Origin of the sequence: Paenibacillus sp. FSL K6-1096, from assembly GCF_037977055.1 — a bacterium.
Taxonomy (GTDB): Bacteria; Bacillota; Bacilli; order Paenibacillales; family Paenibacillaceae; genus Paenibacillus_AQ.
The window spans coordinates 4,985,187-5,000,402 of the sequence record NZ_CP150274.1 but is presented as its reverse complement, the minus strand read 5'-3'; the positions used below and the strand labels follow the sequence as shown (position 1 = coordinate 5,000,402).

The 15,216-nt window shown below is 56.3% G+C and carries 15 protein-coding genes; 10 read left to right on the top strand and 5 right to left on the bottom strand.

Annotated features, from left to right (window positions below; all coding sequences use genetic code 11):
- Positions 1-247 precede the first annotated feature (247 nt).
- The gene (locus MHI24_RS22080; RefSeq protein WP_340021673.1) at positions 248-769 is read left to right on the top strand and encodes a hypothetical protein; all 522 of its coding nucleotides are present in this window, start codon (positions 248-250) and stop codon (positions 767-769) included.
- A 140-nt stretch (positions 770-909) separates the two neighbouring features.
- Here the strand turns inward: MHI24_RS22080 and MHI24_RS22075 are convergent, their stop codons facing one another.
- Both MHI24_RS22075 and MHI24_RS22070 read right to left on the bottom strand, forming a co-directional pair.
- On the bottom strand, positions 910-1,896 hold the full coding sequence (locus MHI24_RS22075; protein WP_340021671.1) for a sugar kinase: 987 nt from the start codon (positions 1,894-1,896) through the stop codon (positions 910-912).
- Positions 1,893-2,948, bottom strand: a complete 1,056-nt coding sequence (locus tag MHI24_RS22070; RefSeq protein WP_340021670.1) for an SPFH domain-containing protein — start codon at positions 2,946-2,948, stop codon at positions 1,893-1,895. The genes MHI24_RS22075 and MHI24_RS22070 overlap by 4 nt, the downstream gene beginning before the upstream one ends.
- Positions 2,949-3,291: 343 nt before the next feature.
- Here MHI24_RS22070 and MHI24_RS22065 point away from each other — a divergent pair, with 343 nt between their 5' ends.
- Positions 3,292-3,963 (top strand): sensor domain-containing protein, encoded by a 672-nt coding sequence (locus MHI24_RS22065; RefSeq protein WP_340021669.1) that lies wholly within the window; start codon positions 3,292-3,294, stop codon positions 3,961-3,963.
- Positions 3,964-4,243: 280 nt separating this feature from the next.
- Positions 4,244-4,846 carry a hypothetical protein gene (locus MHI24_RS22060; RefSeq protein WP_340021668.1) on the top strand — a complete coding sequence of 201 codons (603 nt, stop codon included), beginning with the start codon at positions 4,244-4,246 and terminating at the stop codon, positions 4,844-4,846.
- A gap of 37 nt (positions 4,847-4,883) precedes the next feature.
- Here the strand turns inward: MHI24_RS22060 and MHI24_RS22055 are convergent, their stop codons facing one another.
- Positions 4,884-5,420: an NUDIX domain-containing protein gene (locus MHI24_RS22055; protein WP_340021667.1), complete on the bottom strand. Its 537-nt coding sequence runs from the start codon at positions 5,418-5,420 to the stop codon at positions 4,884-4,886.
- 198 nt (positions 5,421-5,618) lie between these two features.
- Between MHI24_RS22055 and MHI24_RS22050 the strand changes: the two genes are divergently transcribed.
- Positions 5,619-6,353 (top strand): glycerophosphodiester phosphodiesterase, encoded by a 735-nt coding sequence (locus MHI24_RS22050; protein WP_340021666.1) that lies wholly within the window; start codon positions 5,619-5,621, stop codon positions 6,351-6,353.
- A gap of 83 nt (positions 6,354-6,436) precedes the next feature.
- Here the strand turns inward: MHI24_RS22050 and MHI24_RS22045 are convergent, their stop codons facing one another.
- The gene (locus tag MHI24_RS22045) at positions 6,437-7,219 is read right to left on the bottom strand and encodes a GGDEF domain-containing protein (protein ID WP_340021665.1); all 783 of its coding nucleotides are present in this window, start codon (positions 7,217-7,219) and stop codon (positions 6,437-6,439) included.
- Between the two features lie 380 nt (positions 7,220-7,599).
- On the opposite strand from MHI24_RS22045, the gene MHI24_RS22040 reads away from it, so the two are divergent.
- The 6 genes from MHI24_RS22040 to MHI24_RS22015 all read left to right on the top strand — a co-directional run bounded on the left by MHI24_RS22040 (position 7,600) and on the right by MHI24_RS22015 (position 14,212).
- A complete protein-coding gene (locus tag MHI24_RS22040) occupies positions 7,600-8,766 on the top strand; it encodes a phosphodiester glycosidase family protein (RefSeq protein WP_340026753.1) in 1,167 nt (388 codons plus the stop codon).
- A gap of 142 nt (positions 8,767-8,908) precedes the next feature.
- Positions 8,909-10,531, top strand: a complete 1,623-nt coding sequence (locus tag MHI24_RS22035; protein WP_340021664.1) for a spore germination protein — start codon at positions 8,909-8,911, stop codon at positions 10,529-10,531.
- Positions 10,528-11,628 carry an endospore germination permease gene (locus tag MHI24_RS22030; RefSeq protein WP_340021663.1) on the top strand — a complete coding sequence of 367 codons (1,101 nt, stop codon included), beginning with the start codon at positions 10,528-10,530 and terminating at the stop codon, positions 11,626-11,628. Before MHI24_RS22035 ends, MHI24_RS22030 begins: the two co-directional genes overlap by 4 nt.
- Positions 11,625-12,857 (top strand): Ger(x)C family spore germination protein, encoded by a 1,233-nt coding sequence (locus MHI24_RS22025; RefSeq protein WP_340021662.1) that lies wholly within the window; start codon positions 11,625-11,627, stop codon positions 12,855-12,857. Before MHI24_RS22030 ends, MHI24_RS22025 begins: the two co-directional genes overlap by 4 nt.
- An 18-nt stretch (positions 12,858-12,875) precedes the next feature.
- On the top strand, positions 12,876-13,109 hold the full coding sequence (locus tag MHI24_RS22020) for a hypothetical protein (RefSeq protein ID WP_340021661.1): 234 nt from the start codon (positions 12,876-12,878) through the stop codon (positions 13,107-13,109).
- An 8-nt stretch (positions 13,110-13,117) separates the two neighbouring features.
- Entirely contained in the window at positions 13,118-14,212 is a 1,095-nt protein-coding gene (locus tag MHI24_RS22015) for a GerAB/ArcD/ProY family transporter (protein ID WP_340021660.1), read from the top strand.
- Here the strand turns inward: MHI24_RS22015 and MHI24_RS22010 are convergent.
- Entirely contained in the window at positions 14,204-15,103 is a 900-nt protein-coding gene (locus MHI24_RS22010) for an AraC family transcriptional regulator (protein WP_340021658.1), read from the bottom strand. The genes MHI24_RS22015 and MHI24_RS22010 overlap by 9 nt on opposite strands.
- Positions 15,104-15,216 lie beyond the last annotated feature (113 nt).

Genomic DNA, 15,216 nt, shown 5'->3' with positions numbered 1-15,216 from the left:
CCTCCGGGTTATGGGTGATTCTGGAAAGTTCTTTCTACATAGACGTAAATCAGCCGCAATAGTTGCACAGCAGCCTGTACCTATTCCTATCAACTTGTCTCCCCCGTCTTGAAGCAGGTGTTGCAGAATTGTAACCGTTCGGAAGGGACGCCTCCTGCGCAGACCAGTGGCATGAATATTCGCAAGTCCAATCAGAGATAATAAGCCCGCATGACCATAACACCCAATATCAAGGAGGCAAAAAACGTTGAATACCAACCAATCCGCACAGATCAGAGAATGCGAGCAAATCGTGCAGCAGCTGATTGCACAAACCCAGCAGGGAACACAGAATTATCAGCAGCTTCTGCAGCAGGAGCAGCAGGATGCTGCCAAGCTGCAGGAGCTTAGCCAGCACAACAGCAAATCCATTCAGATGATCCAGCAGGCGCTGCAGGGACATCAGACTGCGATGCAGCAGCTGCAGCAGATCTCCCAATCCGTTAGATCGCTGGAGCAGTTCCCGCAGACCTCCGGCTTCAATACCGGTGATATCCATAGAATGAATCCGGAGCATCAGAGCTTCGGAACAGGCATCCAGGGCTTCAACTCCGTGGGCCAGAATCATAACATGGGGGGCATGGGCAGCGGCTTCAACTCTTCGTTCAGCCCGTCCTTCCCGTCCAGCAGCCAGCCGGTGAACTCCCTGAACAGCCCGATCAACTCCGGCATTAACCAACAGCCGGGTTCGTCCTTCGGGTCCTTTAACCAGGGACGCAGCTTCCAGTAAGCACAGAGCAGATGACAGGATTCCCGGCTACGCGGCCGGTGCCTGCACGTTAACACAACAAGGGGTTCCTGCAGGGCCGCAGCAGCGGACAATGCAGAGAACCCCTTGTCTGTCTATCTGCTCCAATGGCTATCCCTGAATCAAACCACCAGCCTTCCCCGCTTCTCGGCCAGACTCACCGTCGCCTCCACCCCGGAATTGAATTCCAGATAATCACTCTCCACACCATCGCTGAAAATCACGCCATCCTCTGGCATCTGTGAGATAATCCGCAGCGGCTGTCTGCTGTTAATCCGCCCGAACACCAGCTCCGCCGAGGTCGTCCGGCTCGGAAACGGCTCCCGCACGGTAAAGTACAGTTCAGGATGGTCCCAGGCCAGCCCCCGGCCGGCGTTGACTGCGGTAAGCACTGCAGGTACCCGGCCGGCCTGGCCGCCGGATTCCTCAATCTGCATGTGCGCAGCCCGGCTGACAATACCGGCCGCTCCGGCGAGCACACTCTTCAGCCAGCCGGTGGAGCCCATACCGGTGGAGACGATGATGCCGCTGGAGGACTGCTGCTCCTGCTGTCCCTCCAGCTCCAGCTGGTAACGGGCCGAGACATGGGTCCGGCGGCCGATGAACAGATCATTCACCCCGTACAGGCTCTGGCCGTCATTCAGTTCGACCTTGGCCAGGCTCACCTCGCGGACCTGGCGCTGCCCGCGCAGCACCTCCGTCACCAGCGTCCGCAGCTCCTTCACCCGGAAGGGCAGCAGCACGCCGTCCCAGCGCAGCGGATCAGGATTGACACCGATCAGCGGCTGCTCATTCAGGTACTTCAGCGTGTTGGCCACCAGACCGTCCTGTCCCAGCACGACCACCGTATCCTCAGCGCCAAAAATAAAATTCGGCACATGCTGGCGCTCCAGCACCTGCAGCCGCCCTACTGCGCTCAGCTCGGTGACCGCAGTCTCCACCGCCTTACGGTACTGGAAATCCTCGCTCAGGTAATCGCTGAAATCGGCACCCAGCCGCTCAATATAGAACTGGGCCTGCTGGACGGTATTGTAGCGGACCACCAGCTCTTCCAAGCGCGTCTTGCGCTTGACCAGAATAATTTTGTTCTCCGAACCCCGGCTGCTCATCGTTCATTGCCCCCTCTGGCTGCACCTGCACCGCTGCCTGGCGAGCCGGCCATGATGCCCTGCAGCAGATCAGGCGTGATATTCAGCTGGCCAATCTTCCCGGCATTCTCCGCCAGCTCCTGGAACGCAATCGCGATCAGCTTATCCGGCTTCATGCCGACATTGGTCAGCGCCTGCAGGACATTAGGCGATACATCCTGGAGCGAATTCATCACTGCCGACAGCTCGTAAGCTTTGGCATCCGCTTCGGCTCTCTGATTCGCGATAGCCAGTTCAATCAGCGCCTGCTTCTTCTCCTCCAGCTCTGTATCGAAGGCCAGCTGCTCCTCCTTCATCTCGTTCTGCTTCTGCTTCGCGGCACGGTCAGAGTCGAGCAGCGCCTCACGCATCTGCCGCTTCTTCGTCTGAACGGCAATCTCTGTATTCAGCTCATTCTCCTTCACCCGCCGCTCCTGCTCGATCGAAGCATTGCGCCGCTCATAGAGCGCATCATCGGCACTGCGGAGAATCTCCTCCCTGGCCGTCGCCTCCAGGGCGCGCAGTGTCTCCTTATTAGGTACAATCGCCAGAATAGACAGGCCCATCAGCTCTATGCCCAGCTTCTCAATCTCCGTGCTCTGGCCGATATCATGGGTGATCGCCTTGGCCAGACGTTCACTCGACCGGATGGCCTCCTTCAGCGGCAGCTGCCCGAGCTGCTTCTTGGTCAGCACCTTGGCGATATTAATCACCCGCTGGGCCAGCTTGTGGGGATCGTCGGAGATGTAGGTGTTCTTTTTGAGATTATAGGTGTAGTTAAGAATCTGCGTGGTCTTGCGGTAATCCGCGATCCGGTAGGTCAGCTGCCCCTGCACCGTCACTGTCTGGTAGTCCGCCGTAATCTCCTCGAACATGAACGGTACATCAATCGAGGAGACCGGCACCACCACCACCGAAGTCGTCGGCGCATAATAATGAAAGGACAGGCCCACCCCTTCACGAACTACCTTACCGTTCTTGACCTTCAGCACATAATCACTGGGTTGAAACTTCACGAACCGGAATCCGAACATGGTTATTACCTCCTGTAATTTGATTTTCATTCTTCAAAGCTGGTTGTTATGATTTAATTGTTATTATTAAAATGTTATTAACATTATAATAGCAGACTCTTTTGATATTATCAATATGTTATTAACAAATTCCGCAAAAAATTTCTGTTCTCTTTAGCGCCGGTTGCCCATTTCTGCCGATGGAGCAATGGAAACCACCATGTTCTATTACAGGCGGCAATGACCAGAAGCAACACTGGACCTGCGGCCAGGTACTTTCCCGCCTTTTGGAGAGTGCGTGATTCCGATTAAGCTTCTATACTGAAGAAGTTGAAATTTGGAAACCGGGAAAGGAATGGCCGGAATGATAAAACAAAGTATACAAGCTTGGAAAATATTGATGCTCTCGCTGCCCAAAGGAATCCTTGCGTTTGTGATTGCCGTGACAGGACTGTGTGCAAGCCTGCCTCTGATTATCGTATGGGTTGGGCTGCCTCTGCTGGCGCTCACCTTAGCCTGGTGCCGCCGCATGATGTCCAGTGAGCAACAACTGACCCGCACCTGGTCTAACAGTAGAGACCGGCGGGGCACCGTGCAGCCCGTTGCTGCGGAGTACTCCTCTGCCTTCCGCTGGGAAGGGCTGCGGACCTTAGGGCAACAGCTCCGCGATGGCGGGTCGTACCGGGGAATTCTGTACAGCCTCATGCAGCTGCCCGCAGGGATTGCAGGCTTCACTCTTGCGCTTGTCCTGCCCTTAACGGCCTTCAGCGCTCTGCTGTCGCCGCTGGCCCAGAGAGTCAGCTCATCGTTCTTCTCCTATGATCTGAATATGCTGGACCCGGAGTTCTTCTTCTTCCTGTCCGGCACCACCTCAGACGAACGCTCCTGGATTCTATGCGGACTGGGCTTTGCCCTGCTGCTGATACTGCCGCTGCTGCTTACGGGGCTTGGCCGTGTATATGCCGCCTGGATCAGCACAGTTTCTGAGACACACATGAATACTGCCAGCACACCGCTTGAAGTTGTACATACTTAAGTAGTTTTCCGCATTGGCCCCACGTGCCCACGCAGCGCTGAATGTGGTCGGTTTTTCGATTACATTTGGCCTACGCGCTGCCCCCCGATCCCATTGTGGTCGGTTTTTCGGTTACATTCCCCACAACGGACGGATCATAGCCTCCTGATCAACTAAAAACGGCTGTACCTCTCCTCGGACGGGAAGGGTGCAGCCGTTTTTTTATCAAATTGTGTTTGTTCATCCGTAACCGGCATATCTATTAAACAGTTCACTAGCCCATGCTAAGGAGGCGGTTTCAGTGCTTATGATCCTGGTGTACGTGTTCGGTGTACTCGGTGTCTCCTTCCTGCTGTCAGCTGCGGTGCTTCAGTTCAGACTCTACCGTTCCGGGGCTGCGGGCGGCAACGAGGCTGCCATGGCCCTGTCTGCCTTCAGCCTCAAGTTCCCCCAGCGGTTCATCACTCCTGACGAGTCCCATCTGATCGCCCTGGATGTAGACGGCCAGACGCTGGCGATCGGCCAGCTGCATCCGGGTCAGCCGGAACCGGCAACTGCCGCCGTGTACAGGTTCGATGCGATCCTTGGAGCTGAGCTTGTCGAGAATGCCTTGACCCTCAGCAAGGTCAGCAAGACCAGCCGGATTACCACCAGTGCGCCTAGAGTACGCCTTAGCGCTGGCATGGCCTCCACTTCTGCAGAAGCTGTTCCTGCTGCCGGAGGTGCAGAGGAGATTAATGAGCTGACCCTCAAAATCTACCTCAGCAGCGAAGAGACACCGGTCGTCTCCATCCCCTTCCTGCCCCGGACCCAGCCGGCCTGCAAGACTGATCTGCATTACTCCGCAGCGCTCATGGAGGCGCATCAGGTGCATGAGAGAATCCGCAGCATCGTCTCGGCATAAGCGTAGTAAGCGTAAGAGATAACGGCTGCCAGCCTGTTTACCGGATACCCTTGGATACAGGCGTCAACTCCTCCAGGGTCCGCCCCTGTCTCAGCTTGGCGATAATGGTCAGCAGGAAGCTCTCGGCGAGACTGCCCTTGAGAATAGCCTCTTCTGCCTCCTCCAGTGTGAACCAGGCGGCATGATCCAGTTCGTCGCTCATCGCGCTAAGATCCTCCGTATCCGCCACACTGATGAAATTAAGCATAAGCGTATTGGACGGGGCAAAATATTCGCTGCGCATATATTCATAGGCGATGACCTCAAGCCCCGCCTCCTCGTGCACTTCACGAACCAGAGCCGTCTCGGCATTCTCTCCCTTATTCACATAACCTGCGAGCAGAATGTAATTCTTGCGTCCGTACTGCTGAATCAGCAGAATTCTATCCAGTTCCCGGTTCAGCACCGCTGTACTCATCGCTGTGCTGAACACAGGGAACCGGAATGCGGCACATGCTTCACAGTACGGCACCTCCCCTTCTCCGCTGCATTCCTTCAGTACCAGACGGCTTCCGCATTCCAGGCAAAATTTCAATCCTATCGCTTCCTTCTCTATGTATTCTGATTGATGTCTATTCTAAGCGATTGCTGCCGTGCACACCATGTTCAATTTCAAGCCCCCCCTGCTTCCTCGTTCCCTGACATGGTTTCTTGCGGACATGTGGAATATACTATAGGGGGCCCGTCAACTACGGGCAGCAGCACATCACTGAAACGGAGGGAATAACCCTACATGAACATCATTAATTTTGCGCACCGCGGCGCATCCGCAGCCGCCCCGGAGAACACGATGGCGGCATTCCGCAAAGGCCTTGAGCTGGGGGCAACCGGGATTGAGACGGACGTACAGATGACGAGTGACGGAGCAGTGATCGTCATTCATGATGAGAGCTTAAACCGTACCACTACCGACAGCGGTTATGTGAAGGATAAGACACTTCGTGAGATTCTGGAGGTGGACGCTGGCTCCTGGTTCAGCCCTGAGTTCGCCGGAGAACGGATTCCGACGCTGGAGGAGCTGCTGGATCTGCTTCAGGGCCGGGACACGATTCTGAATATCGAGCTGAAGAACGGGACATTCTTCTACCCCGGCATGGAGGAGAAGGTGATTGCCGCTGTCCGGGAACAGGGCATGAGCGAGCGGGTCGTCATCTCCAGCTTCAATCATTATTCGCTGGCCCATTGCAAGAAGCTGGCCCCGGAGATCCGTACGGGGATTCTCTATGGTGAGGGCCTGTACCGTCCATGGGATTATGCCGCCAGTCTGCAGGCCGATGCGCTGCATGCCCATCACTCCTCGGCTCTGCCCGAGTTCGTGAGCGCAGCAGCTGCGCAGGGGGTTGTCTACCATCCCTGGACCGTGAATGATTCCACACGGATGCAGGAGCTGATTGAAGCAGGAGTCGCTGGCATCATTACGGATTATCCCGATGTCCTGGCCGGGCTTCTATCCGCCAGAGACCTCTAAGGACCAAATAGAAACGGCGTTGCCTCTCTCTACAAGAGCGGCAACGCCGTTTGTGCTTATTTTGCGGGGCCGCCCGGCCACCGCTATTGGGCTTTGGAGCTGCTGACCAGCCTGACAGGAGGCTGAAAGCTCTCCTCTTTGTAGACAGCATATCGCCCGCTTCCCAGCTGCTTCGCCGTATACATGGCGGAATCTGCCTCCTGGATCAGCCGTTTCGGGTCAACTCTGCCCTGGCTGATCGTGACTCCAATGCTGGCTGACACGAACAATTCATGGGTCTCCAGCCTGTAGTTCCGGGTAAGACGTTCAAGCACGTTCAGGGCTAGCTGCTCAGCATCCTTGCGGCTGCAGCGCTTGGCGATAATGACAAATTCATCCCCGCCTACCCGGAAAATATGCCGCTTGCCCTTACGGGTGAACTGCTGCAGGCAGGTGCCTACAGCCTGCAGCAACAGATCTCCTGTATGGTGGCCAAGCGTATCATTAATCGATTTGAAGCGGTTCAGGTCCAGATAGAAAACCGCAAGCGGTTCGCCGGATTTGCAATGCCCCCAGAAATGATCCATGCCGTTCTTGTTCATGAGGCCGGTCAGCGTATCCCGGTAGGCCAGCTCCTTAAGCTGCTCGCGCTCGCCAATCAGCTGGCGCACCCGCAAAAGCAGGTACAGAATCACCGCCAGAGTCAGCGTATACAGCGCCAGAGGAATCAGCTGGCTGCCCCGTTCCGTGGCGAAGCCGGACTGTGTACTGCTGCCCAGCAGGTGCATCATGCCCAGGCCGGTAAGGATCACCAGCACAGCAAGACTGGAGCGGACTGCACGGGATCTCGGGGATTGTCTGGAGAAGCCCCGGGTTAGTCGCAGCATTGTGTATACCGTCAGGAAACCTATACATAAAGATAGAATTGTCAGTATATAATTACGGGCCTCTTCCATTATGCCTGCACCCTCCTGTGGCCTGTCATCAAATTCATCGCGTTCAAGCGCTACTGTACACGTCCAAACTGAACATATTCTGAACAAAAGCGAAGCTATCATGTGAAACCTAAGACTTCTAATAGTGTTAAGCATATTATCGGCAGAATCTGCCTATTCTTGAGCTGGTATTTTCCGGATACTATTCATCCCATTGACGATCCATGGCGCTGATTATATGATGAAAGCTTGAGTTCCGCATTCTGGAGTCCATTCCAGATTCACCCTACACCGCAGTCCTGCTGCTAGATTCCAAAGGAGATTATTGTATGATGAGAAAACTGCTTTCCCTCTTTACCGCCTTCTGTCTGCTGGCCGTGCTGCTTCCTGCACTGTCCTCCGGCGCCGCTGCGGCGCCGCACACCAAGCTTGCCGTATACGTGGACAAGCAGAATCATTCCTTCATCCCGCTCCGGTTCCTGAACGGCTTCGCCGGCATTCAGTCGGTGCTGTCACCTGCCGGGAATCAGATCCAAATTACACGCGATGAACAATCCATTATCTTCACTCCGGGCACGGCTAGCGCTTCAGTCAACGGCAAGCCCGTAGCTCTGGGCATCCAGCCGTTCAGTGATAACGGGACAACCTATGTCCCCTTGTCCCTCATAAGCCAGACGCTCGGCATACAGCTTCAGTGGAACAAGGACGCCGGATCGCTGACACTGACAAGCGGAGCAAATACAGGCACCGCTGTGACGGCCACTCTGCCTGTACAGAACGGCAGTCTGATTAAGAGCGGAGCGCACGCTGTCGTCAGCGGCAAGCATACCTACAAGATCGGCGGACGCTCCTTCAGTGTGCAGACGGTAACCGTCTCTCTGCTGCATCCATCCGTGAGGCTGGACGCTGTGCTGGCAGGCAATACCGTCGGCCGCACGGAAGCGCTCGCCAGCATTGCCAAGCGCAGCCAGGCAGTAGCTGCCATCAACGGCACGTTCTTCGCTGCTTATACGGACGGTGCCTTCAAGGCCCCTTACGGTTATATCATCAGCGGCGGCAAAATGCTGAAGAACAGCCCCGGAGACAACAGGGCCGTCTTCGCCTACGACCGCAACATGCTGGCCGAGCTGATCCCAGGCAGTGAATTCAAGGCCCGCTTCGATGCCGGCTCTATCGAAGGTGCCCTGCAGGCAGGCCCGCGGCTGCTGGTCAACGGAAAGGTCGCGCTGAATGTTGCGGCCGAAGGCTTCCGTGACCCCAAAATCCTGACCGGCGGAGGCGCACGCAGCGCACTCGGGATCACCCGGGACCATAAGCTGATCCTGCTGACCACCGGCGGGGCAACCATCCCGCAGCTTGCCGAGATTATGAAGCAGGCGGGAGCCTATCAGGCGATGAATCTGGATGGCGGCGCCTCCAGCGGCCTGTACTATAACGGCAAGTACCTGACCACTCCGGGACGCCTGATCAGCAACGCGCTGGTCGTTCAGACCCGTTAACTGCTACAACTATACAGCATTTCTCCTCTGACTGACAGGCGGGAGAAATGCTTTTTTTGCGGATTCAGGCAGAATAAGGCATCCTTCTGCGGGGGATAATACATCCACAACATCCAGATTTCTGCAGAAAGGAGGCTTCATCATGCCTCATAACCGGAAGAAGAGCCGCCGGCCCTCGCAAGATCCCATAGAAGCATCGGTACCCGCGCCGTTCCTGCTGGAGCCCTCACTGGCGGCCAACCTGGACGAGATCAGCCGCCGGATCGGCGACAGTCCGGATATCGTGATCCGCCATCTGCGGAACGAAGCCTTAGCTCCTCTGGCGCTGGCCTTCATCTATATTGATGGGCTTGTCAACGCTGACGCAGTTAACCAGACGGTGCTTCAGCCGCTCATGGACAAGGAGACGCAAGGCGGAGAGGGCCACAGCGCAGAGACGGCCTTCCGTCAGGTCAAGGATCATCTGCTCCCGGTCGGAAGCGTCAAGGAGAGCACAACCCTAGAAGTGCTGCTGAACCTGCTGTTTGAGGGCTATACGCTGATCCTGTTCGAGGGCCTGCAGGCTGCGCTGGCCGCAGATACTGCCGGGTGGGAGAAACGGAGCATCAACGAGCCGACCTCCCAGGGAGTCATCCGCGGTCCCAAGGAAGGCTTCACCGAGAACCTCCGCACAGGCACCGCCATGCTGCGCCGCCGGCTCAAAACCCCGGACCTGCGGATAGAAGAATACCGGATCGGGCAGCGTACCGGGACCGGTATTGCCCTCATCTATCTGAAGGGCCTGGCCAGTGAGCAGGTGCTGGCTGAAATCCGCCGCCGGCTGGAGGCCATCAACACGGACGCTATTCTGGAGAGCAATTATATTGAAGAATTCATTCAGGACGGCGGTCTGACGCCTTTTCCCACCATTCAGAATACGGAACGGCCCGATGCGATGGCCGGAGGCATCCTGGAGGGGCAAATCGGAATCATTATTGACGGCACGCCCTTTGCCCTGCTGGCTCCATCGACCTTCTTCAACTTTTTCCAATCCAGCGAGGATTATTACCAGCGGTATGACATCTCCTCCTTCCTGCGGCTGATCCGTTACAGCGCTTTTTTCGTGTCCATGCTGCTGCCTGCGCTTTACATTGCCGTCACGACCTTTCATCAGGAGATGCTGCCGACCACGCTGCTGATCAGTCTGGCCGCCCAGCGCGAAGGCGTGCCGCTGCCCGCCTTCGCGGAGGCGCTGCTCATGGAGCTGACCTTCGATGTACTGCGTGAGGCAGGCGTACGGATGCCCCGCACGATCGGACCGGCTATCTCGATTGTCGGCGCCCTGGTGCTGGGTCAGGCTGCCGTCTCGGCAGGGCTGGTCTCGGCGGCGATGGTCATTGTGGTTTCTTTTACCGCCATCTCGAACTTTGTCATTCCGTCACTGGCCATCGCCAACTCGATCCGGCTGATCCGCTTCGTCATGATGATCATCGCGGCAACGCTTGGACTGTTCGGCATCATGTCCTTCCTGATGGTGCTGCTGATTCATATGGCGGGCCTGCGCTCCTTCGGGGTTCCGTATCTGTCTCCGGTTGCGCCGATGGTCCCGCGTTATCTGAAGGATATCTTCATCCGCGTTCCGCTATGGAACATGAATATGCGCCCCAAGACGTACCTGGGCAAGGAGACGCGCAGACAAACACCGGACCAGAAGCCGCAACCGTCTGAAGGAACAGAGCTGCCGTCACCGGCACAGCCTCAACCGCAGGGGGAGGGTTCCGCATGAACGGGAAAATCGGCACCACCCAGGCAGCCATGCTCGTCGTCAACACCATTCTGCCGACAGCCACGGTTGTGCTGCCTATAATTATAAGCACCTATGCAGAGCAAGACGCTCCGCTGGCGATTATCCTGTCCACCGCCGCCGGCCTGCTCATCGCATGGATTATCGGAACTGTCATTCGGGAGAGCAACGGCGCTCCTTTTCTGGAATGGGTCGGGAACCGGAGTTCTCCAGCAGCCGCCTGCATCCTTGGTCTGTTCATGCTGCAATTCTATCTCGATACCACGGCGACGATTCTGCGTGAATTCGTTAATTTCATCAAGGATAATGTGCTGATCAAGACTCCGGTCACCGTGCTGGTCATCCTGATTCTGCTCATTACCATCTATATGGTCAGACAAGGGATCGAAGCAATGGCCAGGGTCAACAGCCTCGTTATTCTGCTGTTCCTGTTCTTCATTCCGCTGTATGTTTTCGGGCTGTACCCTGATCTGAATGTGCATCAGCTCTTGCCCATGTTCGACCATAATCTGGCCGAAATCACGCTGGCCAGCCTGACACCAACCGCCTGGATGTCCGAAGTAGCAGTGCTGCTGTTCCTCGCCCCGTATCTGCAATATCCCAAGCGGGCGCGAGTCATCGGCTGGACGGGCCTGTTATTCGTGGCTGTGCTGATGATGTTCTCCCTGGTTACTGCCCTGATGGCTTTTGGCCCGGAATTCATCAAGCTTAGCGCCTATCCCGGGTTCGCTACTGTCGGAATCCTCCGGATCGGGAAATTCATTGAGAAGCTGGATATCCTCTTCATCTCCTACTGGGTGCTGTCGATCTATCTGAAATTCGGAATCTTCCTGTTCGCAACCGTGGAATGCTTCAAGCAGACGTTCCGGGTGAGCAGCAGCCCCTTCACCGGTGCGCTTGGCCTGGTCATTGCCCTGGAATGCCTCTTCTCCTGGCAGAGCATAGACAGACTGAACAACTATAACCAGGAAGCACGGTTCGTCGTCTTCTTCCTGTTCAATGTACTGGTTCCGCTGGGGGCGCTCCTGCTGAACCGGGTATACCAGTCAAGAAGGAAACGGAAGGAGTGGGAGACATGAATACACCTCGAAGACTGCTGCGTCTCCTGCTCTGTCTCCCGCTGCTCGCGCCTCTGCTCTCCGGCTGCTGGGATGACCGCGAGCTGAACGAGCTGGGCATTACCTCCGGCTCAGCTTATGACTGGGAGGATAACCAGTGGAAGGCAACCTACCAGGTAATCAATCCTTCCTCCGGCTCCAGCGGGATGGGCGGCAGCGGGGGCGGGAGCACCAGCTCACCGCCGTTCCTCACCTTCACCGTCAAAGGTAAGACGATCATGGAGGCGATCGAACGGACGAATCTGACCAGTACGCGGGAGATGTTCTTCTCCCACTCCAGAATCACTGTAATCGGCAAAAGCCTGGCCATGCACGGGATCAATCAGCTCATCGATATGTTCCTGCGCAAGCAGGATGCACGCGAGACGGTCTTTGTGTTTCTGTCTGAGGGGGATGCCGGGAATATTCTGGACCAGCTGATGCAGATGACCAAGAATCAGGGCGCCGGCATCCAGCTGATGATTGAACAGGAATCGAAGCTTTTGTCCTATTATCCGGGCATCCGCCTCTACGAGCTGGCGATGGCCCTCTCCTCCGAATCCCGAAGCGCGGTATTGCCGGAGATTCTGCTGACCGGCCCCCAGACGATGGATGAGACTAGTGAAATTGGCGTTACCGACCTTCCTTCCCGTCTGGCGCTGGGCAGGCTGGGGGTCATTAAGGGGGATACCTTCGCGGGGTGGCTTAGCCAGCAACAGGCGTTTGGGCTGTCTTTTCTGACCGATACGGTTGATTCTGCCACCATTGCCTTCGCCTCGCGCCCGTCTGTAAGCGATAAGCTGGATGCATCGTTCATTCTGCAGAATTCCACCACCACAGTCCGGCCGGTCTGGGCTAAGGATCATTATGTGATTGATGTTGATGTCGAGGGTGCAGGCGTGCTTACCGAGCTGGGGAGCGTCATGGATCTGAACGACCGCAAGGCCATCCGGGAAATGGAGGAATCGCTGGAGCAGCGTGTGCTGGAGCTGATGAAGGGTTCATGGGCAGAGGTGAAAAGCTTGGGCGCTGACGTCACCGGGTTTGCCGTGAGAATCCACCGGAGCGATCCGAAGCGCTGGAAGCAGATTGAGCAGGAGAAGAGCTGGGACCGTCTCTTTCAGGAGCTGGAGATCCGCCCCCATGTCTCGCTGAAGATCGAGCGGACCGGCCTCAGCAATAAATCATTCAAATCTGTCCAGCAGGAGTAAAGGAGCCAGGAGCTGCCTATGAGAATAGCGATCATCCTTATACTCTACGTCCTTGCTTATCTCTGGGGCTGTACCCGGCTGCGCGGGGAAGGCCGCAGGCTGCACCGGCTGTGGCTCGGCTGTATCCTGGCCTATGCCGCCTATCTTCATATTTGCGGAATTACAGATACCCCGCATCTCTCGCTGGGCTCCCTGTATACGGCAGTCTTCCAGCCTGCCGGCAGAGCGATTATCTATTGGTTAGGAGGCTGAGCAGCCATATGCCAAGCAAAGAACAGGTCTCTTCCCTGCAGATTGCATTCATGATCATGCTGTTTGAAATCGGCAGCACACCGCTGTTCCTGCTTGGGGGCAAAGCGCAGCAGGATTCCTGGCTGGCGATGTGTGCAGGCTCGGCCGCCGGCTTCATTCTGCTCCTGCTTCTGCTGTGGATTCAGCGCCGCTCTGCGGGCACCGATCTCATCGGGATGCTCAGGCTGCATTTTGGAAGAGTGCCCGGCGCGTGTATCGGCGGGGTCTACAGCCTGTATTTTGCCTATCAGTCTATGCGCAATGTCCGCGATCTCGGCGAGCTGACGGCGATGACCATGCTGCCCACCACCCCGATATCGGTCACGATGCTGATCTTCGTACTGCTGGCCCTGTATGCGATCTGGAAAGGAGCCGAGGTGGTCTTCCGGCTGCCCGAGGTGCTGCTGCCGTTCATGCTGTTCTTCTATGCGCTGCTTGTTCTGCTGCTTAGCCTCATGGGTGCCATCGACTTCGGCCGCCTGCTTCCGGTCATGGAAAAGGGACCGTTACCGGTCCTGGAGGCTGCCCTGCCGGAGATCGTCTCGTTCCCCTTCGGGCAGATGATTGTGTTCCTGATGCTGTGGACGTTATGGGAGAAGCCCGGTGTGCCTGTAAAAGCTACCATTAACGCCTACCTGCTGATCAGCGCGTTCCTGGTCTTCATGAATGCGCTCAACGTGGCAGTTCTTGGCCCGGTGATTGCGGGAATCAGCCAGCTGCCTTTTCTCAAAACCGTCCGGGTCTTATCCAACCTCAAATTCGTGGAACGCCTGGATATCCTGGTTACGATCCAGCTCTACATGGGGCTGCTGATCAAGATGATGCTCTTCTATTTCTGCTCGGTCAAAGCCGCAGCGGAGCTGACCGGCAGGCCGGCGAAGTGGTGGGTGTTCCCTGTCGGCGCGGTAATCTACGGCTCTTCCTTCATTGAGCGGGATTATACCCAGCATATCGCCATCGGCCTGGGGCCAAGCCTGAAGCTGGACCCGCTCTTCCAGGTCGCCATTCCGCTGCTGCTGGCCGTCTCGATATGGATTCGCGGCCTCTGCCAGCGTTCAGCTTGAAGCGGAGTCTGCCGGTTGCTGGTTGAATTTCAGATTCTGCGGCTCCTCCGGCAGAAGATCTGTCGTCATCACGCCAGTCTCCGGGACATCCTTGCCCACTTCCTCGAATTCACATTCCCCCAGCCATACCTGTCCGTTGCCGCTTAGGAGAATGCCGATATTGATCACATCGGCTTCGGGCGGAACATCGAGCACACAAGCATAATGGTTCCATTCCGTGGTTCCCCGGATGCTCCGGTTCTGCATATTGTCGAACGCCAGCAGATTCTCGCTCTTGTCATCTACCCTCATCCACAGGCCGCTCCAGCCCTCGACCTCCTCCGCTCTTATAAACCCGGAGAAGCGCATTCTTTTGCCCGCATACCGGCTTGCCTGAAACTGCTGCATCAAGGTTCCGAATACACTCTCGTCCGGACCTGTGTCCTCAATGGACTGAAGGTGCATCGAGGGACTTGTCTTATAGCAGACCCGGGGATCGATCTCCGCCTTGTACTTCTCGGGATGAGTCCCGGTTATTTTCCAGCCTGTAATTTCTGTCATTGTGTAAACCTCTCTTTCCTTAATGAGTTGTCTTACCTGCGTTCTGTACTGGGCAGGCGGCAAAGCGTAGATTTCCTTGAAGGCTCTGGTGAAGGCCTCCTGGCTCTCGAAGCCGTACTGCAGGGCAATGTCCAGAATCCGCTCCCCGGAATACAGCAGGAGATTCGCGGCCTGGCTGAGACGGCGGGTCCGGATGTATTCGTGGACGTTCTTGTTCACGTATTTCCGGAAGATCCGGTGAAAATGATATTTGGACAACCCCGCTGCCTTGGCTACCTTCTCCAGATCCAGTTCATCTTCCAAATGCTGCTCAATGTACTCGATGCTTTTGTGAATCAGTTGGTAGTACACTTCTCTCACCCCCCGGCAATTCAAAGTATATAGCAAGCCCCGTGAGCCTTTTTGATCAATCTTGCTATCTTTTTGTTTCCTCAAGGAAACATTATTGTTGCAAGGACAAATTC

Excerpts from the sequence above, each read along its gene's own strand:
- MHI24_RS22075 (WP_340021671.1), bottom strand. The coding sequence starts at position 1,896 with ATGAGCAGCCGGGGTTCGGAGAACAAAATTATTCTGGTCAAGCGCAAG.
- MHI24_RS22070 (WP_340021670.1), bottom strand. The coding sequence starts at position 2,948 with ATGTTCGGATTCCGGTTCGTGAAGTTTCAACCCAGTGATTATGTGCTG.
- MHI24_RS22065 (WP_340021669.1), top strand. The coding sequence starts at position 3,292 with ATGATAAAACAAAGTATACAAGCTTGGAAAATATTGATGCTCTCGCTG.
- MHI24_RS22050 (WP_340021666.1), top strand. The coding sequence starts at position 5,619 with ATGAACATCATTAATTTTGCGCACCGCGGCGCATCCGCAGCCGCCCCG.
- MHI24_RS22045 (WP_340021665.1), bottom strand. The coding sequence starts at position 7,219 with ATGCTGCGACTAACCCGGGGCTTCTCCAGACAATCCCCGAGATCCCGT.
- MHI24_RS22040 (WP_340026753.1), top strand. The coding sequence starts at position 7,600 with ATGAGAAAACTGCTTTCCCTCTTTACCGCCTTCTGTCTGCTGGCCGTG.
- MHI24_RS22035 (WP_340021664.1), top strand. The coding sequence starts at position 8,909 with ATGCCTCATAACCGGAAGAAGAGCCGCCGGCCCTCGCAAGATCCCATA.
- MHI24_RS22030 (WP_340021663.1), top strand. The coding sequence starts at position 10,528 with ATGAACGGGAAAATCGGCACCACCCAGGCAGCCATGCTCGTCGTCAAC.
- MHI24_RS22025 (WP_340021662.1), top strand. The coding sequence starts at position 11,625 with ATGAATACACCTCGAAGACTGCTGCGTCTCCTGCTCTGTCTCCCGCTG.
- MHI24_RS22020 (WP_340021661.1), top strand. The coding sequence starts at position 12,876 with ATGAGAATAGCGATCATCCTTATACTCTACGTCCTTGCTTATCTCTGG.
- MHI24_RS22015 (WP_340021660.1), top strand. The coding sequence starts at position 13,118 with ATGCCAAGCAAAGAACAGGTCTCTTCCCTGCAGATTGCATTCATGATC.